The following is a 20199-nucleotide window of genomic DNA, read 5'->3' as shown; positions in this document are numbered from 1 at the left end:
ACGTAATATTAAATTTTAGAAGTATTGGTTTTTTTGTGATTTTTACCCAACACCATTTTCGACGAGCGCAAATGTACATTTAACTCGTGAATGTATCAGTGATCACGATCCCAAATGTAATAATCCACTTTTAGCATGGGTTATTGCAGGTCTTTTTACTGTAATAACCTTTTGAGTGAAAATTTATGGTCGCGAAGGCTAGCATTCGCAGTATGTGTGGTAAATGGGGGAGGGGCTAAATACGATGTTTTTGCTGATAAAAATGATGGAAATGGCGTTTTTTAGCGCCGAATCATAATTATTGCTAATAATATGCGGTTGCATATAGCACGCAAACGATTGGCTTTGTGCGAATTAGGGTGTTTATGCGTGCGGTTTGAGAGAAAAACCGGCGGTGAAGACCGCCGGGTAAGTAGTGAAATGCGCTGCGAAAAGTATCAGGCGCAGATTTCGTAGCAGGGTATATAGGCGGAGCCAGGTAGCTTCATGCGGTGTTGCGCCACGAAGCCCTGTAGCAGTTCATCCATGCGGCGCATCATCTCTTTGTCGCCGTGAATTTTGTACGGGCCAAACTCTTCGATAGCGCGAATACCCACTTCCTTCACGTTACCCGCCACGATGCCAGAGAAGGCGCGGCGCAGGTCTGCGGCCAGCACTTCAACCGGTTGATCCGGATAAAGCTTGAGGTTTGCCATGTTCTCGTGCGACGGCTCAAACGGCATTTGCAGGTCTGGCGCAATGCGCATCGACCAGTTGAAGCTGTAGGCGTCGCCAGTATCGCGGCGGTTCTCTTTCACCAGCGGCATCGCTTTTTTCATCTGGCGCGCCACTTCCACTTCATCATCAATGATGATCTTATAGTGGCGACGCGCGCCTTCGCCCAGCGTATGCACCACGAACTCGTCGAGCACGCGGAAGTAGTCGGCGCTCTCTTTCGGGCCGGTGAGGATAAGCGGCAGTACCTGGTCTTTATTCGCCGGGTTCATCAGGATACCCAGCAGATACAGCAGCTCTTCCGCAGTACCTACGCCGCCCGGGAAGATGATTATCCCGTGGGCAATACGGACAAACGCTTCCAGGCGCTTTTCGATATCCGGCATGATGATCAGTTCGTTGACCAGCGGGTTTGGCGGCTCAGCGGCAATAATCGACGGTTCGGTCATGCCGATAAAGCGCCCTTCTTTGTAGCGCTGCTGCGCATGGCCGACTGCGGCGCCCTTCATTGGCGCTTCCATCGCGCCAGGTCCGCAGCCGGTGCAGATGTTTAACTCACGCAGGCCAAGCTGGTTACCCACGCGACGCGCGTAGAGGTACTCGTTTTCGTTGATCGAGTGACCGCCCCAGCACACCACCATGCTCGGCGCTTCGCCCACGTGCAGCGCGCGCGCGTTGCGCAGAATGGAGAACACCAGGTTGGTGATATGGGCGGAGCTTTCCAGATCGAGATTCGGGAAGCGTACGGTGTTATGAATCTGCCCGTAAACGAACAGAATATCGCGCAGCACGGCGAACAGGTTGGCCTGGAGCGAGCGGATAATGCGCCCGTCGACGAACGCCTCTTCCGGCGGATTAATCAGTTCGAGCTTAACGCCGCGTTCGCGGCGCAGCACGTTAATATCGAAGCTTTCGAAGCGGGACAGCAGCTCTTTACTGTTATCGGTCAGGCTGCCTGAGTTCAGTACGGCCAATGAGCAGTTGCGGAACAATTGATACAGGTCGGTGCTGGCCGTGCGTTTAAGCATGTCGACTTCCAGCTGCGACAACATATCCATTGAGCCAAGCGGGCTAATATGTGTAATCAAGTGGACTCCTTAACGGGACGAAAATCGTCTTCCTTAGTGATTACAATAGCCTCGCTGGCTTGTTTACTACAACCTCAGTCGCGGAACAATGTGCGCATTATTGAGAAATTGTTCAGCTTACTGGCGCACCAGACGGCCAATTGCCGGCACAAATTCACCGTTTGCCCGCCACGGGTTGATATCCAGCCCGCCGCGGCGAGTGTATCGCGCGTAGACGCTCAGGCTCTCCGGCGCGCAGAAGCGCAGAATATCGTTGAAGATACGCTCGACGCACTGCTCGTGGAACTCGTTGTGATGGCGGAAAGAGACCAGATAGCGCAGCAGCTTTTCCCGGTCGATCTGTGGGCCACGGTATTGAATTTGTACAGAACCCCAGTCCGGCTGGTGGGTGATCAGGCAGTTTGATTTCAACAGATGGCTGACCAGCGTTTCCTGCACCACTTTCTGGCCGGCTGCGCCGTCAAGGTAGTCGGCGTTGAACTGGTAGTTATCAATCTCGATATCCTGGTCATCAATACAGCTGCCATGGAAATGGGCAATCGGCTGGCCTTCAATCTCATCAAGGCGGTAGAGGGCCACCGTCACGTTGCCCTCCGCGCAGGCGCTCAGGTCGCGTTGCAGCGTTTCCTGCACCTCTTCCCAACGGGCGAAACGCGTCTGGTTGAAGCTGTTGAGGTAGAGCTTAAAGCTCTTTGACTCGACCAGGTTCACCGTGTCGTGGCTCAGCTCGACGTGGCCGACCGCGACCTGGGGCAGGCCTTTGGCGTTGAGCCAGGAAAGCTCGTACAGCGTCCAGATATCCGCGCCGTGGAAGGGCAGGGAATCGGCGTGCAGCCCGAGCGGATCGCGGTTCAGGCTGCGCGGAACGCCCTGTAACAGGCTGGCGTCGTAGGTATCGCGGTAATCTGTGGTTTTACCGAGCGTCAGGCCGGCAAGCGCCTGATGGTTATCATAAGAAGACATGTTTCACCGTTATAAAGCAGGTACACTATGGCTTCTAGTGTATCCTGGCTAACCTGAAGAGAGAAATTCGTGGATCAGCAGACTGCAGACGCATTACACGCCTTTACCCAACGCTATTGCGATGCCTGGCAGCGCACCTATAACAGCCTGCCGCGCAGCGAAGAGCTTTACGGCATCCCGTCGCCATGCCAGGTTTCGACGAGCGGCGACGCGGTCTTCTGGCAACCGCGGGACTTTGACGGTGAACCGAATGTAAATGGCGTTGAACGGGCAATGGATATTGTGGTACAACAACCCATTCACACCTATTATACCACTCAGTATGCGGGTGATATGCAAGCGCTTTTCATGGGCGATGCCCTGACGCTGCTGCAGGTGTGGAGCCCCGACGACTTCCGTCGCGTGCAGGAAAACCTGATTGGTCACCTGGTCACGCAGAAGCGCCTGAAGTTATCGCCGACGCTGTTTATCGCCACGCTGGACAGCGAACTTGACGTGATTTCCGTCTGTAACGTGACCGGTGAAGTGGTCAAAGAGACGCTCGGAACGCGCAATCGCCTGCCTCTGGCCTCCTCCCTTGCGAGTTTCCTGACTCAACTTGAGCCTATTCTGTAAGACAGTTTGCCCATCCCTTTGTGAGAGATCTCTTACACGCACTGTGAGAGATCGCCAGATTATAAGTAAGACTCTTATCCCTATGTTTTAGTAATTTCGTTTTATATCAATATGATAATTGTTCTATAAGGTGATTTTCTTGCGTGTAAGCCTTAAGGGATTGTCTGAGGGGCGCTTGTAAGACGAAGTGAAATAGCGGATTCTATCTACGTCGACAGGGAGTCGCACAATGAAGTGAACATCAGGATGATGACGCTTCATAGGACACACCGGGAAGGTGATTCAAGGAAAGGCTTCAGGATGAAGCAAAAGGATAGCGCAGGAACGCGTTAAAGGACACCTCCAGGACGGAGAACGAGAGCCAGACAGGATATCTGGTGGATCAGGAAGATCAGGACACACTCAAGGATTGGGTGAAATCACATCGGGGTGGTGTGATGCAGGAAGCAACCGTTTAGGGACGAACTGGTCAGGAGACCACAGGAAAAGTTGTCACGGACGAGCAGGGAGCACTAAAAGTAGCTGGATTGCTGCGAAACGAACCGGGGGCACTGTTTTTACAGTGCCCCCTTTTTTTTGTTTCCCGCCAACTAGTGGTATCCTGCGCGCGATTTTCATTCCTCAGAGGTTTCCATGACACGCCACGACAGCCTACGCGACCAACTACTGCTTATTGAAACGCTGCTGCGTCAGCATCAGCACTGGCAGGAGACGGCGCCGCACGAAAGCGCCTTTGCCAGCGAACAGCCGTTCTGCATGGACACCCTGGAGCCGCTGGAGTGGCTCCAGTGGGTGCTGATCCCGCGCATGCATCAGCTGCTGGATAGCGAAATGCCGCTGCCAAAAGATTTTGCCATCGCGCCGTATTACGAAATGGCGCTCGACGCTGCGCATCCGCTGCGCGCGATTATCCTGCCGCCGCTTGAGCAGCTGGATGCCTTCTTTACGAGCGATCCCCACTGATGCTGGAAATTATCTACCAGGACGAGTGGTTGGTGGCGGTGAACAAACCGTCAGGCTGGTTGGTGCATCGCAGCTGGCTCGATCGCGATGAAAAAGTGGTGGTGATGCAGACGGTACGTGACCAGATTGGCCAGCACGTCTTTACCGCCCATCGCCTCGACCGTCCGACATCCGGCGTGTTGCTGATGGGGCTGTCCAGCGAAGCCGGACGGCTGCTGGCGCAGCAGTTCGAACAGCATCAAATTCACAAGCGCTACCACGCCATCGTGCGCGGCTGGCTGACTGATGAAGCGGTGCTGGACTACCCGCTGGTGGAAGAGCTGGATAAAATCGCTGACAAGTTTGCCCGTGAGAATAAGGATCCGCAGCCAGCGGTCACTCACTACCGGGGCATGGCGACGGTGGAAATGCCGGTCGCGACGGGCCGCTACCCGACCACGCGCTACGGCCTGGTAGAGCTGGACCCACAAACCGGCCGCAAACACCAACTGCGCCGCCATCTGGCACACCTGCGTCATCCGATTATTGGCGACAGCAAGCATGGCGACCTGCGCCAGAACCGCAGCGCGGCGGAGCATTTCGGCTGCAACCGCCTGATGCTGCACGCCAGCGAACTCTCGATGTCCCATCCGTTTACCGGCGAACCGCTGACGATTCGCGCCGGGCTCGACGACGTCTGGATGCAGGCTTTATCACATTTCGGCTGGCGCGGGCTTCTCCCTGAGAATGAAAGGGTTGAGTTTGTCGCCGACTGCGGTCAGGATGAAGCTATCCAGAAGTAAACAGGGAGTTAAATCATGGCTGAAGTAGGGATTTTTGTCGGCACCATGTATGGCAATTCGCTGCTGGTGGCGGAAGAAGCGCAAACCATTCTCGGCGGTCTCGGGCATCAGGCGAAAGTCTTTGAAGACCCGACGGTGGCGGATTGGGAAAGCTACACCGGTAAATACGCGCTGGTGGTGACCTCCACCACCGGTCAGGGTGACCTGCCGGATAGTATCGTGCCGCTGTTTAACGATCTCCAGGATATGTACCAGCCGCATCTGCGCTACGGTATTATCGCGCTGGGCGATAGCACTTACGCGAACTTCTGCGGCGGCGGCAAGCGCTTTGACGCGCTGTTGCAGGAACAGGGCGCGCAGCGGATTGGCGACATGCTGATGATCGATGCCTCCGAAGACCCGGAACCGGAGAGCGTCTCCAATCCATGGGTCGAGCAGTGGGCAACGCTGCTTAAATAAGCATGATTGATTTTCTTTCCGGTGCGGCGTCGTCGCACCGGCTGCTATTTGTTCATTTACCACATCGTTGAATAACATTCCCCGTTAATATTGTGCATTTGCACGATGAGCTGCCGCACGCCTGTTTCTATACTGTTGTTAGCCATAATAATAACGATTGCCAGATTTCTCGCTCCTGACGCGTCGGGCTGGGCATGTTAATACCCGTGCTCTGTTTACGGCCGTCGACCCAGTAGACAAGGATTTAACCATGACCATTCACACTTCCACGCCCGTTGTCACGTCCATGCAGGTGATTCCCGTTGCCGGACGCGACAGCATGCTGATGAACCTGAGCGGGGCACATGCGCCGTTCTTTACCCGAAATATCGTGATAATTCAGGATAATGCCGGGCACAAGGGCGTGGGGGAGATTCCCGGCGGCGAAAAGATTCGCGCCACCCTGGAAGAATCTATCCCGCTGGTGGTGGGGAAAACGCTCGGCGAGTACAAAAACGTCCTGAACCGCGTGCGTGCGGCTTTTGCCGACCGCGATGCCAGCGGGCGCGGCCTGCAAACCTTCGACTTACGCACCACGATTCATGTTGTGACCGCCATTGAATCGGCCATGCTTGACTTGCTGGGCCAGCATTTGGGAGTGAATGTGGCCTCGCTGCTTGGCGAGGGTCAACAGCGTAGCGAAGTGGAAATGCTTGGCTATCTGTTCTTCATCGGCAACCGCAAGGCGACGCCGCTGCCGTATCAGAGCCAGCCGGATGAGCAGTGCGACTGGTACCGCCTGCGCCACGACGAGGCGATGACCCCGGATGCCGTTGTACGTCTGGCGGAGGCCGCGTATGAAAAATACGGTTTTAACGACTTCAAACTGAAGGGCGGCGTGATGGCGGGCGAAGAAGAAGCGGAATCGATCGTCGCGCTGGCAAAACGTTTCCCGCAGGCGCGTGTAACGCTGGATCCGAACGGCGCATGGTCACTCGATGAAGCGATCAAAATCGGTAAGTACCTGAAAGGGACGCTGGCCTATGCTGAAGATCCGTGCGGCGCCGAGCAGGGCTTCTCCGGCCGAGAAGTAATGGCGGAATTCCGCCGCGCGACCGGCCTGCCGACCGCCACCAACATGATTGCCACCGACTGGCGGCAGATGGGGCATACGCTGGCGCTACAATCGGTGGATATTCCGCTGGCGGATCCGCACTTCTGGACCATGCAAGGCTCGGTACGCGTGGCGCAGTTGTGCCATGAATTCGGCCTGACCTGGGGCTCGCACTCCAATAACCATTTCGATATTTCGCTGGCGATGTTCACTCACGTCGCCGCCGCTGCGCCGGGAAAAATTACCGCCATTGATACCCACTGGATCTGGCAGGAAGGTAATCAGCGCCTGACCAAAGCGCCGTTTGAAATTAAAAACGGTAAGGTGCAAGTGCCAGATACACCGGGGCTGGGCGTTGAGCTGGATATGGACCAGGTGATGCAGGCCAACGCGCTGTATCAACAATACGGCCTGGGGGCGCGTGATGATGCCATGGGAATGCAGTATCTGATCCCAAACTGGACATTTGATAACAAACGCCCCTGCATGGTGCGCTAAGCTTACTGCCGCCACTTCGCACAAGGACAGCTTATGAAGATTGTGATTGCCCCGGACTCATACAAGGAAAGCCTGAGCGCCCTCGAGGTCGCCAGTGCGATTGAAGCGGGATTTCGCGAGATCTACCCGGACGCCGAGTACATCAAGCTTCCGGTTGCCGATGGCGGCGAAGGGACCGTTGAGGCTATGGTGGCGGCAACACAAGGGCGGGTGGTTGAGGTTGAGGTGACCGGCCCGCTCGGTGAGCCAGTGCAGGGCTTTTATGGCATCTCCGGCGATGAATCCTGCGCATTTATTGAAATGGCGGCGGCCAGCGGACTGGAGCTTTTACCTCCCGCCGCGCGTAACCCGCTAAAAACAACCTCGTGGGGCACCGGAGAGCTGATTCGCCATGCGCTGGATCTTGGCGTGACGCGGATGATTATCGGCATTGGCGGTAGCGCCACCAACGACGGCGGCGCAGGCATGGTGCAGGCGCTTGGCGCGCAGCTACTGACCGCTAACGGCCAGCCGATTGCGCCCGGTGGCGCGGGGCTGTCGACGCTGGCAACGATTGACATCAGCGGTCTGGATCCGCGCCTGGCGCAATGCCGGATTGATGTTGCCTGTGATGTGACGAACCCGCTGGTCGGTGATGAAGGGGCGTCGGCGGTATTTGGGCCGCAGAAAGGCGCGACGACAGAGATGGTTGCGCAGCTCGACCGCGCATTGGCGCACTATGCCGGGCAAATTGCGCAAGATTTAGATCTTGATGTGCTGACGCTGGAAGGCGGCGGTGCGGCAGGAGGAATGGGGGCGGCGCTGTACGCATTTTGCGGCGCACACCTGAGACCGGGTATTGATATTGTGACCGACGCGCTGCACCTGGATGCGCTGGTGGCCGATGCGGATCTGGTGATTACCGGGGAAGGGCGTATCGATAGCCAGACGATCCACGGCAAGGTGCCGGTAGGCGTGGCGCGGGTCGCCAAACGTTATCAGATTCCAGTGATTGGCATTGCCGGTAGCCTGACGGCTGATGTGGGTGTTGTACATCAGCATGGGCTGGATGCGGTGTTTAGCGTGCTGCATCGAATCTGTTCGCTTGATGAAGCGCTGGCGGAAGCCGGGGCGAATGTTCGTATGGCCGCGCGGAATATCGCGGCAACGATAAAAGTGGGACAGTCGCTGTAGGCCGGATAAGGCAACGCCGCCATCCGGCAATCACACACAAGCCTGATGGCGCTTCGCTTATCCGGTCTACAGGTTTGGGCTAGCCCAGCATTTTCTTCGTTTCCCGCGTCACATTATCCATTTCATCCAGCAGTTCCAGCAGCTCCGGCTCCAGCTCCTCCGCCGGGGTGCCGCTCCGCAGCTGGCTTTCAATCAGCTGGCACAGATGTTTAAGACGCGGTACGCCGCTGTAGCCGCAGCTGCCGTGCAGTTTGTGAATGGCATCGACCAGATTCTCCGGCTCTTCGCCGACCAACTGCTCCTCCACTTTATTGCGCACCTCCGGCAGGAAGGCGATCAGCATTTGTAGCATCTCCCGCGCCAGATCCGGCTTATAGGCGGCCTGGCGTAGCGCCAACTGCCAGTCCAGCGTGGCGTTCAGATCGATCGGCGGCTCCACCGGCGCGGACTGCGCGGGACGCGGCGGCGTAATGACGCCTGGCTTATAGCGCAGCAGCAGGTCGTGCAGACGGTTCTCTTCAATTGGCTTCGCCAGATAGTCGTTCATGCCGGCGGTCAGCAGCTTCTCTTTCTGCCCGGCAAGGGCGTGGGCGGTGACCGCAATCACCGGCGTTTGCTGCTGATGCGGAAGCTGACGAATCAGCTCACAGGCGCGAATACCGTCGATATCCGGCATCTGGATATCCATCAGAATCAGATCGAATTTCATCTGCTTAGCGCACTCAATCGCCTGCTGTCCGCTTTCGCACAGCTCAACGTGCTGCACCTGATCGTCCAACAGCGCGCCAATCAGTTTCAGGTTTGCCGGGTTATCGTCCACCGCCATCACCGTCATCGGCAGGCGATGCTCGGTCACCGGGACGGCCACCTGTGTGGGCGTGCTGCGGCTGAATTCCTGCAGCACCGGCAGCAGACGAGTAATGGTCAACGGCTTCAACAGGCAGGCAGCCGCACCGTTTTGTTTCAGCGACTCGGCGTCAACCTGGGCGTGACACGGCAGCGCCAGCACCAGATGGTTGGTCATGCCGAGCGCGGTACTCAGCTTATCGCGGTGAATGCTGAGGTCGCGCACCGAAACCGGTACGGCAACCAGCAGAATGTCGTAGAACTCGGTGGGCAGCGCGGCAATACTTACCGCATAGACGACCTCGAGCGGCGTTGTCGCCAGCATATCCAGCGTCGCCTGCGCGGCGGCGGCATTGGCCTCCACGTAGGCGATACGCTTGCCTTGCAGGCTGCTGGTATCCGGCCCTTCAGAAATGACGTTCGGATTGAGATCGAGGTTGATATTGAACCAGAACGTTGAACCACGGTTGGGCTGGCTGTGGAAGGAGATATCGCCGCCCATCTCGCGCACCAGTTTTTGCGTGATCACCAGCCCCAGCCCGGTGCCGCCGTGACGTCGGGAGATGCTGGCATCGGCCTGGCGGAAGGCCTGGAACAAACGGGACTGATCGCGCTCCGGAATACCGATGCCGGTATCGCGAATCTGGACCTCAATTTGTACCTTGTTATTGCTGACGGCGCGCTGTTCTACCAGCACGTCAATGTTGCCGTTTTCGGTGAACTTGATGGCGTTACCGACCAGATTGGTAATGACCTGCTGCAGACGCAGCGGGTCGCCGATGACGTTGTCCGGCACGTCATTTTTAATGTTCAGCGTCAGCTCAAGCCCTTTATCGTGCGCCGAATGCGCCAGCAGCGTGACCACTTCATCCAGCGAACTGCGCAGCGGGAACGGAATGCTCTCCAGCAACAGCTTGCCCGCTTCCAGCTTGGAGAAGTCGAGCACATCGTTGATGATCGCCAGCAGGTTGTTGGCCGAACGCTCGATGGTATTGAGGTGGTCGCGCTGGGTCGGATTGAGCTCGGTTTTCAAGGTCAGGCGGGTAAAGCCAATCACGCCGTTGAGCGGTGTACGTAGCTCGTGCGACATGTTGGCGAGGAACTCAGACTTGATGCGCGCCGCTTCCTGGGCGCGCTTCTTGGCGAGATCCAGTTCAACGTTTTGGATCTCCATCTGTTCGAGCGTCTCACGCAGGTCCGAAGTGGCCTGGTCGACGTTATGTTGCATCTCCTCGTGATAGGCGGCCAGCGACATGGCCATCGAGTTGATGCCGTTTTTCAGCATATCCAGCTCGCCGAGCATAAAGCCCTCAACGCGGCTGTCGAGCTGCCCGCGGCGGATCCGGTCAACGGTGTTCACCATGTTGCGAATTGGCCCGGTGACATCCTGCATTAACCGCCAGCCGAAGATCAGCGCAATACCGATGCAGAACAGCATCATCACGCTGGAGATAAAGATCTCTTTATATTGCTGAAGCCTGACCGACTTGAGATCCAGCTCCAGCGCTACATAGCCGAGCATATTGACCGGCGTTTTGGCGTCCGACTGCGGTGATTCATCCGGCGAGTAGTGCTCGGAGATAATCGGCGTGCGTAGGATCATGATATCGCCGTGGCGCGTCACGCTCAGCCTTCGCGGGAAGGGCATGCCGCGCGGTAACTGTAGCTCGCCAGGATCCAGTTGATAGTTTGAGGTGACGAACAGCTTATTGTGTTCGTCATAGACGGAGATCGCCCGTACGATATCGGAGTGGCGACGGTGCAGCACGCTTATCAACTGGCCGATCGACTCACGGTTTTGCAAATTCATACCGTATTCGCTGGAGACGGCAAGCGGCTCGATAATGCTGGCGCCGGCGTCTTCCAGTTGACGCTGCAGGTCGTTATAGCGGTGGACGACGAAGAAGATGCTGAGCAGCAAACCGATTAATACGGTCGGCGCCAGGATCAAAATCATCATTCTTGCACGCAGGCTGTAGTTGGTCATGGAGGTCCGTTGTGGGAGAATCAGTGCAATATATTTGATTGAGAAAAATCTCTACGATGGCGCAATTCTACTCTGCAAAACGGCGCGTGACGACGCGCCAGATCATAACCGTGACAGTCAGCAGTCTTGATCCCTTCGGGCAAGGTGTGGCGCGCCACAACGGTAAAGCATTATTCATCAATGGGTTATTGCCGGAAGAGCGCGCGGAAATTACCCTGACGGAAGACAAAAAACAGTATGCACGTGGCCAGGTAAAACGCCGTCTGAGCGACAGCCCGGAGCGCGTTGAACCGCGCTGCCCGCACTTTGGCGTTTGCGGTGGCTGCCAGCAGCAGCATGCGTCGGTTGCACTACAACAGCGCAGCAAACGTGCGGCGCTGAATCGTTTAATGAATCGCGAAGTTGAGGAGGTTATCGCCGGGGAAGCCTGGGGATACCGCCGCCGCGCGCGCTTAAGCTTGAATTATCAGCCAAAAACCCAACGCTTGCAGATGGGTTTTCGCAAGGCCAACTCGAACGATATCATCGATGTGGTGCAATGCCCTGTTTTGGTGCCCAGTCTTGAGGCGTTGCTACCCGCTGTGCGTGAATGCCTGAGCAGCCTGCAAGGCCTGCGTCATTTGGGGCATGTGGAGCTGGTCAGCGCCGATAACGGGCCGCTGATGGTGCTACGCCATACGGCGGCGCTTAACGGCGAAGATAAAGAAAAACTGGAACGCTTTTCGCATTCTTCCGGCGTGGCGCTGTATCTGGCGCCGGAAAGCGAGATACTTGAACGCGTTACCGGTGATGCTCCCTGGTATTCCTCAGACGGGCTACGCTTAACCTTCAGCCCGCGCGATTTTATTCAGGTTAACGACGGCGTAAATCAGCAGATGGTGGCGACGGCGCTGGCATGGCTGGACGTGCAGCCTACTGACCGGGTGCTGGATCTGTTCTGCGGAATGGGCAACTTTACGCTACCGCTGGCCAAACGCGCGGCCAGCGTGGTCGGCGTTGAAGGCGTGCCTGCGCTGGTGGCGAAAGGGCGCGAGAATGCCGAACTCAACCACCTGCAAAATGTCACCTTCTTCCACGAGAATCTGGAAGATGATGTAACACTTCAGGCATGGGCGAAACACGGTTTTGACAAAGTTTTACTCGATCCTGCTCGTGCTGGCGCACCGGGCGTGATGCAGCATGTTATAAAATTAGCGCCGACGCGTGTGGTGTATGTCTCCTGCAATCCGGCGACGCTGGCGCGCGATAGCGAGGCGTTGCTGAATGCGGGTTACCAAATTCAGCGTCTGGCAATGCTGGATATGTTCCCGCACACTGGGCACCAGGAATCTATGGTGCTGTTTGAGCGTAGGTAATAACGGTGGCTTGTCGACTTCGACAGGCCGGTCCCTGAAAGGAGAGGACAATGGTTGCGGTAAGAAGTGCACATCTCAATAAAGCTGGTGAGTTTGACCCACAGAAATGGATCGCAAGTCTGGGAATTTCCAGCCAGCAGTCGTGTGAACGCTTAGCCGAGACCTGGGATTACTGTCGCCGCCAAACCGTTGGGCGTGATGACGCCGAGCTGATGCTGTGGCGCGGGGTTGAGATGGTTGAAATCCTCTCGACGCTGAGTATGGATAACGACACGCTACGCGCGGCGCTGCTGTTCCCGTTAGTCGACGCTAACGTGGTCAGCGAAGAGGTGCTCAGCGAGAGCGCCGGGCAGTCGGTAGTGACGCTGATTCACGGCGTGCGCGACATGGCGGCCATCCGCCAACTGAAGGCCACCCATACTGACGCGGTCTCCTCCGAACAGGTAGACAACGTCCGTCGCATGCTGCTGGCGATGGTCGACGATTTCCGCTGCGTGGTTATCAAGCTCGCCGAGCGTATTGCCCACCTGCGTGAGGTGAAGGACGCGCCGGAAGATGAGCGCGTGCTGGCGGCGAAAGAGTGTACCAACATTTACGCGCCGCTCGCGAACCGTCTCGGCATTGGCCAGCTCAAATGGGAGCTGGAAGATTACTGCTTCCGCTACCTGCACCCGGCGGAATACAAACGTATTGCCAAACTGCTGCACGAGCGTCGTATTGACCGTGAGCATTACATCAATGACTTCGTCGGCCACCTGCGCAGTGAAATGAAAACCGAAGGGGTAAAAGCCGAGGTTTACGGTCGTCCGAAGCATATCTACAGCATCTGGCGCAAAATGCAGAAAAAACATCTCGCGTTCGATGAGTTGTTTGACGTGCGTGCGGTGCGTATCGTCGCCGAGCGCCTGCAGGATTGCTATGCCGCGCTGGGGATAGTACACACTCACTATCGCCACCTGCCGGATGAGTTCGACGACTACGTCGCCAACCCGAAACCGAACGGCTATCAGTCCATCCATACCGTGGTGCTGGGGCCAGGCGGCAAAACGGTTGAGATCCAGATTCGAACTAAACAGATGCACGAAGATGCCGAGCTGGGCGTCGCCGCGCACTGGAAGTACAAAGAAGGTACCGCCAGCGGCGCGCGCTCCGGCCACGAAGATCGTATCGCCTGGCTGCGTAAACTGATTGCATGGCAGGAAGAGATGGCCGATTCGGGCGAAATGCTCGACGAAGTGCGCAGCCAGGTCTTTGATGACCGCGTCTACGTGTTTACGCCGAAAGGCGACGTGGTGGATCTGCCGGCCGGCTCCACGCCGCTGGACTTTGCCTACCACATTCACAGCGATGTCGGACACCGCTGCATCGGCGCGAAGATCGGCGGGCGCATCGTGCCGTTCACCTATCAACTGCAGATGGGCGACCAGATTGAAATCATCACCCAGAAGCAGCCGAACCCAAGCCGCGACTGGCTAAACCCGAACCTGGGCTATGTGACAACCAGCCGCGGGCGTTCGAAAATTCACGCCTGGTTCCGTAAACAGGATAAAGACAAGAACGTGCTGGCCGGGCGGCAGATCCTCGACGACGAGCTGGAACATCTGGGCATCAGCCTTAAAGAAGCCGAAAAGCACCTGCTGCCGCGCTACAACTTTAACGACGTGGAAGAGCTGCTGGCGGCGATTGGCGGCGGTGATATTCGCCTCAATCAGATGGTGAATTTCCTGCAGGCGCAGTTCAATAAACCGAGCGCCGCTGAACAGGATGCCGCCGCGCTTAAACAGCTGCAGCAGAAGTCTTACACGCCGCAAAACCGCAGCAAAGACAACGGTCGCGTGGTGGTTGAAGGTGTTGGCAACCTGATGCACCACATTGCCCGTTGCTGCCAGCCGATTCCTGGCGATGAAATTGTCGGTTTCATTACTCAGGGGCGCGGCATTTCGGTGCACCGTGCGGACTGTGAACAGTTGGCGGAGCTGCAATCGCACGCGCCGGAACGTATCGTTGATGCGGTGTGGGGCGAAAGCTACTCGGCAGGTTACTCGCTGGTGGTGCGCGTGCAGGCTAACGACCGCAGCGGCCTGCTGCGCGATATCACCACCATTCTCGCCAACGAAAAGGTCAACGTTCTGGGCGTAGCCAGCCGCAGCGATACCAAGCAGCAGATGGCGACCATCGACATGACCATTGAAATCTACAACCTGCAGGTGCTGGGCCGCGTGCTTGGCAAGCTGAACCAGGTGCCGGACGTGATCGACGCGCGTCGACTGCACGGCGGTTAATTTCCCCTTACCCTCTCCCTGTTGGGAGAGGGTAACGCTCTATTTTTGCAAGGAAACACCATGACTCAAATCGACCGACTGCTCGGTATTATGCAGCGCCTGCGTGACCCGGAAAACGGCTGCCCGTGGGATAAAGAGCAGACGTTCAGCTCCATCGCCCCCTACACGCTGGAAGAAACCTACGAAGTACTCGATGCCATCGCTCGCGAAGATTTTGACGACCTGCGCGGTGAACTTGGCGACCTGCTGTTCCAGGTGGTGTTCTACGCCCAGATGGCTCAGGAAGAAGGGCGCTTTGATTTCAACGACATTTGCGCCGCCATCAGCGACAAGCTGGAACGTCGCCACCCGCACATCTTCGGCGATGCAAATGTCGGCAGCAGTCAGGAAGTGCTGGCCCGCTGGGAGCAGATCAAAACCGCCGAACGCGCTGAAAAAGCGCAGCACTCCGCGCTGGATGACATTCCGCGCGCTTTCCCGGCGCTGATGCGAGCACACAAAATTCAGAAACGCTGTTCGGCGGTGGGTTTTGACTGGACGACGCTGGGCCCGGTGCTGGACAAAGTGTACGAAGAAATTGATGAAGTCATGGACGAAGCCAGGCAGGCGGTTGTCGATGAAGCTAGACTGGAAGAGGAAATGGGCGACCTGCTGTTCGCCACCGTCAATCTTTCACGTCATTTAGGCGTCAAAGCCGAGACCGCGCTGCAAAAAGCGAATGAAAAATTTGAGCGTCGTTTCCGCGAGGTTGAGCGAATTGTCGCTGAGCGAGGCCTGGAAATGACCGGAGTAGACCTGGATTTGATGGAAGAAGTTTGGCAACAGGTAAAACAGCAGGAACATGATCTCTAAAGAATTTTTGCGGGAAAGGGCGAAAAGTGCGAAATCTTAAATGACAAGCGCTTGATTTGCGTCAAAAACATTTACCCAAAAGGGGCTATTTTCTCACTCCCCATGTTTGTTTCTGCGGCGATTGAGGAGCGAGAATGAAAGTTTGTGGCGCTCGCCATGTTCGGGTATACTACTTTCCCGTCTTGGTTATTCCATCGTTTCACCCTAACTTCTCAGGTTCAGCATGACAACGAACTATATTTTTGTGACCGGCGGGGTCGTATCCTCTCTGGGTAAAGGCATTGCCGCAGCCTCCCTGGCAGCCATTCTTGAAGCCCGTGGCCTTAACGTCACCATGATGAAACTGGATCCGTATATCAACGTCGATCCTGGTACCATGAGCCCGATCCAACACGGGGAAGTGTTCGTTACCGAAGACGGCGCTGAAACCGACCTGGACCTGGGTCACTACGAGCGTTTCATCCGCACCAAAATGACTCGCCGTAACAACTTCACGACCGGCCGTATTTACTCAGACGTCCTGCGCAAAGAGCGCCGTGGCGACTATCTGGGCGCGACCGTACAGGTTATCCCGCATATCACTAACGCGATCAAAGAGCGCGTGCTTGCCGGTGGCGAAGGCCACGATGTGGTGCTGGTTGAAATCGGCGGCACCGTCGGCGATATCGAATCTCTGCCGTTCCTGGAAGCGATTCGTCAATTAGCGGTGGATATCGGTCGTGAGAATGCGCTGTTCATGCACCTGACGCTGGTGCCATATATGGCGGCTGCCGGTGAAGTGAAAACCAAACCGACTCAGCACTCCGTTAAAGAACTGCTGTCCATCGGTATTCAGCCAGATATCCTGGTCTGCCGCTCCGATCGCGCGATTCCGGCAAATGAACGTGCAAAAATTGCATTGTTCTGTAATGTGCCAGAAAAAGCGGTTATTTCGATGAAAGATGTCGATTCCATTTATAAAATTCCAGGCCTGTTGAAATCTCAGGGGCTGGACGATTATATTTGTAAACGATTCAGCTTGAACTGCCCGGAAGCGAATCTGTCCGAATGGGAACAGGTTATTTACGAAGAAGCGAACCCGGCAGGCGAAGTGACCATTGGTATGGTCGGCAAGTACATTGAACTGCCGGACGCCTACAAATCGGTTATCGAAGCGCTGAAACACGGTGGCCTGAAAAACCGCGTCAGCGTCAACATCAAGCTGATTGATTCGCAGGATGTGGAAACGCGCGGCGTCGAAATTCTGAAAGATTTAGATGCTATCCTGATCCCAGGCGGCTTCGGCTACCGTGGCGTAGAAGGTAAGATCGCTACCGCACGCTACGCGCGTGAAAACAATATTCCTTATCTGGGCATTTGCCTGGGTATGCAGGTTGCGCTGATCGAATTCGCGCGCAACGTTGCGGGGATGGACAACGCCAACTCTACGGAATTTGTGCCAGACTGTAAGTACCCGGTTGTGGCGCTCATTACTGAATGGCGTGATGAAGAAGGCAATGTCGAAGTTCGTACTGAAAAGAGCGACCTCGGCGGCACCATGCGCCTTGGCGCGCAGCAGTGCCAGCTCAGCGATGACAGCCTGGTTCGTCAGATGTACGGCGCGCCAACAATCGTTGAACGTCACCGTCACCGCTATGAAGTCAACAACATGTTGTTGAAACAGATTGAAGCTGCAGGTCTGCGCGTTGCGGGCCGTTCCGGTGATGATCAGTTGGTCGAGATCATCGAAGTTCCGAATCACCCGTGGTTCGTTGCTTGTCAGTTCCATCCGGAGTTTACTTCTACGCCGCGTGATGGGCACCCGCTGTTTGCTGGCTTTGTGAAAGCCGCCAGCGAGTACCAGAAGCGTCAAGCGAAGTAAAAAAAGTTAGAACGGCAGCGCCCCACGAGGGGCGTTGTTTGTCTGGAGTTTTAGTTTAACTTGTACTGAGGAAAACCTAATGTCCAAAATCGTTAAAATCATCGGTCGTGAAATCATCGACTCCCGTGGTAACCCGACTGTTGAAGCTGAAGTACACCTGGAAGGTGGTTTCGTCGGTATGGCAGCTGCCCCGTCAGGTGCTTCTACTGGTTCCCGCGAAGCGCTGGAACTGCGCGATGGCGACAAATCCCGTTTCATGGGTAAAGGCGTACTGAAAGCTGTTGCCGCTGTTAACGGCCCGATTGCTCAGGCTCTGCTGGGTAAAGATGCTAAAGATCAGGCTGGCATCGACAAGATCATGATCGATCTGGACGGTACTGAGAACAAATCCAACTTCGGCGCGAACGCAATCCTGGCTGTTTCCCTGGCGAACGCCAAAGCAGCAGCTGCCGCTAAAGGCCTGCCGCTGTACGCTCACATCGCTGAACTGAACGGCACTCCGGGCAAATACTCCATGCCGGTTCCGATGATGAACATCATCAACGGCGGTGAGCACGCTGACAACAACGTCGACATTCAGGAATTCATGATTCAGCCGGTTGGCGCGAAATCCCTGAAAGAAGCCGTACGTATGGGTTCTGAAGTGTTCCACAACCTGGCTAAAGTTCTGAAAGCTAAAGGTATGAACACTGCAGTTGGTGACGAAGGCGGCTACGCGCCGAACCTGGGTTCCAACGCTGAAGCACTGGCTGTTATCGCTGAAGCTGTTAAAGCTGCTGGCTACGAGCTGGGCACCGACATCACTCTGGCGATGGACTGTGCAGCTTCTGAATTCTACAAAGACGGTAAATACGTTCTGGCTGGCGAAGGCAACAAAGCGTTCACCTCTGAAGAATTCACTCACTTCCTGGAAGACCTGACCAAACAGTACCCGATCGTTTCCATCGAAGATGGTCTGGACGAGTCTGACTGGACTGGTTTCGCATACCAGACTAAAGTTCTGGGCGACAAAATCCAGCTGGTTGGTGACGATCTGTTCGTAACCAACACCAAGATCCTGAAAGAAGGTATCGAGAAAGGCATCGTTAACTCCATCCTGATCAAATTCAACCAGATCGGTTCCCTGACCGAAACTCTGGCTGCGATCAAAATGGCGAAAGACGCTGGCTACACCGCTGTCATCTCTCACCGTTCTGGCGAAACTGAAGACGCTACCATCGCTGACCTGGCTGTTGGTACCGCTGCTGGCCAGATCAAAACTGGTTCTATGAGCCGTTCTGACCGTGTTGCTAAGTACAACCAGCTGATTCGTATCGAAGAAGCGCTGGGTGCACAGGCTCCGTACAACGGTCGTAAAGAGATCAAAGGTCAGGCGTAATCCTGTCTTTATCTGATATAGAAATGCCAGCCTTTGGGCTGGCATTTTTTTTACTTAAAATCGACCGCCATCTGCTGTGGAATCGAGAGTCCACGCGTGGTTTGTACGCAGCGATCAATATAGTCGGTAAAGCGCGGTGGTTTTGGCATGCCGATACTGAGCAACTTGTCGTTGCTAAAGCGCACGTTCAGCGTGGCGAAAGCGCCATACAGCCGCATCGCTTTCAACATTAGTCGCTCATTGCACGGGCCGAAAATACCTTTCAGTTCGCGCCGCATTTTCACCAGTGCTTCATAGCTGACTTGCGCATAGCGGTCGCCAACTGGTGCCTGCTCCAGGGCTTGCGCCATCGCATAATCAATATCGGCAAAGCGAACGCTATTCTCTTCTCCTGCCGAGATATGTATCACTTCCCCTTGTACCAGCGGCGCATCCAGCAGCAGAAGCAGCGCGTTGGCACAGTAATCCACCGGCACCACATCAATTCTGTCTTCCATCGAGCACAGGAATTTTTGCAGCATCAGCCCCATGCTGAAGACCCAGAAAATGCTGCTGGACGGCTGGCAGCCGTGGCGAGTATGGCCGACAACGATCGAAGGACGGGCGATAATCAGGGGCAGCGTTGTAAGCTGCTGTTGCATCAGCTGTTCGATGGTCGATTTGGAATGCGTGTACTCTACCAGGTGTTCGGCCCGCTCGCGGAACTCTGCGCTTTCAGCGACCAGAGAGTCCGGCTCTGGCGAGCAGGACATTGCCGTGCCAACGTGCAGAAAGCGCTGTAAGCCTTCGACCTTTGCCATACGGCGAGCAAACTGTAGCGTACCTTCTACGTTCACCTTCCAGATCAGCGGGTTGTTGCCAAAGGAAGCCACCGCGGCGCAGTTCAGCACGTGGGTTACCTTGTCCAGACGCGCATCATCGAGAAAACTCTCCGGGTAGGCTAAGTCACCGAGTAGGATATGGCGTGGGGCGAGCTTCGCCAGCTTCTCTTCATCGATATTGAATTTACGTAAGTTCTCCTTAACTCTTGCGACAGCGGCTTCACCGTTATCTGCACGGACTAACAGCAGTAAATTAACGTCGCTGCGGGTATTGAGAATGGCTTCCAGCGCCGCGCCGCCAAGAAAACCGGTAACGCCCGTGATTAATAATGTATTCATGAATACTGTCTCGTCATGGTTGATTTGCGGATTCTAGGATCGGAAAAGTAAACGGCGCTTAAATAAAGAATGGGGTAATAAAGGGAGAGCTTAAGCTTATTTTAAGCTTAAGTACTGGCGCGGATTGAAT

The 20199-nt window shown here is 55.8% G+C and carries 15 protein-coding genes; 11 read left to right on the top strand and 4 right to left on the bottom strand.

Annotation, left to right across the window (positions count from 1 at the left end; translation table 11 throughout):
• Nucleotides 1-437: 437 nt before the first annotated feature.
• The gene (gene ppnN / locus NNN71_RS17175; protein ID WP_065358090.1) at nucleotides 438-1802 is read right to left on the bottom strand and encodes a nucleotide 5'-monophosphate nucleosidase PpnN; all 1365 of its coding nucleotides are present in this window, start codon (nucleotides 1800-1802) and stop codon (nucleotides 438-440) included.
• Between the two features lie 117 nt (nucleotides 1803-1919).
• A complete protein-coding gene (gene queF, locus NNN71_RS17170) occupies nucleotides 1920-2765 on the bottom strand; it encodes an NADPH-dependent 7-cyano-7-deazaguanine reductase QueF (protein ID WP_271458989.1) in 846 nt (281 codons plus the stop codon).
• A gap of 69 nt (nucleotides 2766-2834) precedes the next feature.
• Between queF and syd the strand changes: the two genes are divergently transcribed.
• The 6 genes from syd to NNN71_RS17140 all read left to right on the top strand — a co-directional run bounded on the left by syd (nucleotide 2835) and on the right by NNN71_RS17140 (nucleotide 8348).
• Nucleotides 2835-3380, top strand: a complete 546-nt coding sequence (syd, locus tag NNN71_RS17165; RefSeq protein WP_167575125.1) for a SecY-interacting protein — start codon at nucleotides 2835-2837, stop codon at nucleotides 3378-3380.
• Nucleotides 3381-4013: 633 nt separating this feature from the next.
• Complete coding sequence (locus NNN71_RS17160; protein ID WP_167575126.1) at nucleotides 4014-4343, top strand: YqcC family protein; 330 nt, start codon at nucleotides 4014-4016, stop codon at nucleotides 4341-4343.
• Entirely contained in the window at nucleotides 4343-5125 is a 783-nt protein-coding gene (truC, locus tag NNN71_RS17155; protein WP_271458988.1) for a tRNA pseudouridine(65) synthase TruC, read from the top strand. The genes NNN71_RS17160 and truC overlap by 1 nt, the downstream gene beginning before the upstream one ends.
• A gap of 15 nt (nucleotides 5126-5140) precedes the next feature.
• Complete coding sequence (locus tag NNN71_RS17150; RefSeq protein ID WP_163446313.1) at nucleotides 5141-5584, top strand: flavodoxin; 444 nt, start codon at nucleotides 5141-5143, stop codon at nucleotides 5582-5584.
• 250 nt (nucleotides 5585-5834) lie between these two features.
• Nucleotides 5835-7175: a glucarate dehydratase gene (gene gudD / locus NNN71_RS17145; RefSeq protein ID WP_163446312.1), complete on the top strand. Its 1341-nt coding sequence runs from the start codon at nucleotides 5835-5837 to the stop codon at nucleotides 7173-7175.
• 33 nt (nucleotides 7176-7208) lie between these two features.
• Complete coding sequence (locus NNN71_RS17140; protein ID WP_271458987.1) at nucleotides 7209-8348, top strand: glycerate kinase; 1140 nt, start codon at nucleotides 7209-7211, stop codon at nucleotides 8346-8348.
• Nucleotides 8349-8427: 79 nt separating this feature from the next.
• On the opposite strand, the gene barA is transcribed toward NNN71_RS17140, so the two are convergent.
• Nucleotides 8428-11181: a two-component sensor histidine kinase BarA gene (gene barA, locus NNN71_RS17135; protein ID WP_163446310.1), complete on the bottom strand. Its 2754-nt coding sequence runs from the start codon at nucleotides 11179-11181 to the stop codon at nucleotides 8428-8430.
• A 56-nt stretch (nucleotides 11182-11237) separates the two neighbouring features.
• Here barA and rlmD point away from each other — a divergent pair, with 56 nt between their 5' ends.
• The 5 genes from rlmD (at nucleotide 11238) to eno (ending at nucleotide 18909) form a co-directional block, all read left to right on the top strand.
• Nucleotides 11238-12536: a 23S rRNA (uracil(1939)-C(5))-methyltransferase RlmD gene (gene rlmD, locus NNN71_RS17130; RefSeq protein WP_271458986.1), complete on the top strand. Its 1299-nt coding sequence runs from the start codon at nucleotides 11238-11240 to the stop codon at nucleotides 12534-12536.
• Nucleotides 12537-12586: 50 nt separating this feature from the next.
• The gene (gene relA, locus NNN71_RS17125) at nucleotides 12587-14818 is read left to right on the top strand and encodes a GTP diphosphokinase (RefSeq protein ID WP_163446308.1); all 2232 of its coding nucleotides are present in this window, start codon (nucleotides 12587-12589) and stop codon (nucleotides 14816-14818) included.
• 60 nt (nucleotides 14819-14878) lie between these two features.
• A complete protein-coding gene (mazG, locus tag NNN71_RS17120) occupies nucleotides 14879-15670 on the top strand; it encodes a nucleoside triphosphate pyrophosphohydrolase (protein ID WP_223803931.1) in 792 nt (263 codons plus the stop codon).
• Nucleotides 15671-15893: 223 nt separating this feature from the next.
• Entirely contained in the window at nucleotides 15894-17531 is a 1638-nt protein-coding gene (gene pyrG, locus NNN71_RS17115) for a glutamine hydrolyzing CTP synthase (protein WP_163446306.1), read from the top strand.
• A 79-nt stretch (nucleotides 17532-17610) separates the two neighbouring features.
• On the top strand, nucleotides 17611-18909 hold the full coding sequence (eno, locus tag NNN71_RS17110) for a phosphopyruvate hydratase (RefSeq protein WP_163446305.1): 1299 nt from the start codon (nucleotides 17611-17613) through the stop codon (nucleotides 18907-18909).
• Between the two features lie 50 nt (nucleotides 18910-18959).
• On the opposite strand, the gene NNN71_RS17105 is transcribed toward eno, so the two are convergent.
• Nucleotides 18960-20069: an SDR family oxidoreductase gene (locus NNN71_RS17105; RefSeq protein WP_271458985.1), complete on the bottom strand. Its 1110-nt coding sequence runs from the start codon at nucleotides 20067-20069 to the stop codon at nucleotides 18960-18962.
• Between the last annotated feature and the right edge of the window lie 130 nt (nucleotides 20070-20199).

The organism is Kluyvera sp. Awk 3 (assembly GCF_028069715.1).
GTDB classification, from domain to species: domain Bacteria; phylum Pseudomonadota; class Gammaproteobacteria; order Enterobacterales; family Enterobacteriaceae; genus Kluyvera; species Kluyvera georgiana_A.
Note: the sequence above shows the minus strand (reverse complement) of the source record. Positions and strands in the feature narration are given on the sequence as shown.

Coding starts and splice junctions, on each gene's coding strand:
- rlmD (WP_271458986.1), top strand. CDS start 11,238: ATGGCGCAATTCTACTCTGCAAAACGGCGCGTGACGACGCGCCAGATC.
- eno (WP_163446305.1), top strand. CDS start 17,611: ATGTCCAAAATCGTTAAAATCATCGGTCGTGAAATCATCGACTCCCGT.
- relA (WP_163446308.1), top strand. CDS start 12,587: ATGGTTGCGGTAAGAAGTGCACATCTCAATAAAGCTGGTGAGTTTGAC.
- mazG (WP_223803931.1), top strand. CDS start 14,879: ATGACTCAAATCGACCGACTGCTCGGTATTATGCAGCGCCTGCGTGAC.
- NNN71_RS17140 (WP_271458987.1), top strand. CDS start 7,209: ATGAAGATTGTGATTGCCCCGGACTCATACAAGGAAAGCCTGAGCGCC.
- barA (WP_163446310.1), bottom strand. CDS start 11,181: ATGACCAACTACAGCCTGCGTGCAAGAATGATGATTTTGATCCTGGCG.
- queF (WP_271458989.1), bottom strand. CDS start 2,765: ATGTCTTCTTATGATAACCATCAGGCGCTTGCCGGCCTGACGCTCGGT.
- NNN71_RS17150 (WP_163446313.1), top strand. CDS start 5,141: ATGGCTGAAGTAGGGATTTTTGTCGGCACCATGTATGGCAATTCGCTG.
- gudD (WP_163446312.1), top strand. CDS start 5,835: ATGACCATTCACACTTCCACGCCCGTTGTCACGTCCATGCAGGTGATT.
- truC (WP_271458988.1), top strand. CDS start 4,343: ATGCTGGAAATTATCTACCAGGACGAGTGGTTGGTGGCGGTGAACAAA.
- NNN71_RS17105 (WP_271458985.1), bottom strand. CDS start 20,069: ATGAATACATTATTAATCACGGGCGTTACCGGTTTTCTTGGCGGCGCG.
- NNN71_RS17160 (WP_167575126.1), top strand. CDS start 4,014: ATGACACGCCACGACAGCCTACGCGACCAACTACTGCTTATTGAAACG.
- pyrG (WP_163446306.1), top strand. CDS start 15,894: ATGACAACGAACTATATTTTTGTGACCGGCGGGGTCGTATCCTCTCTG.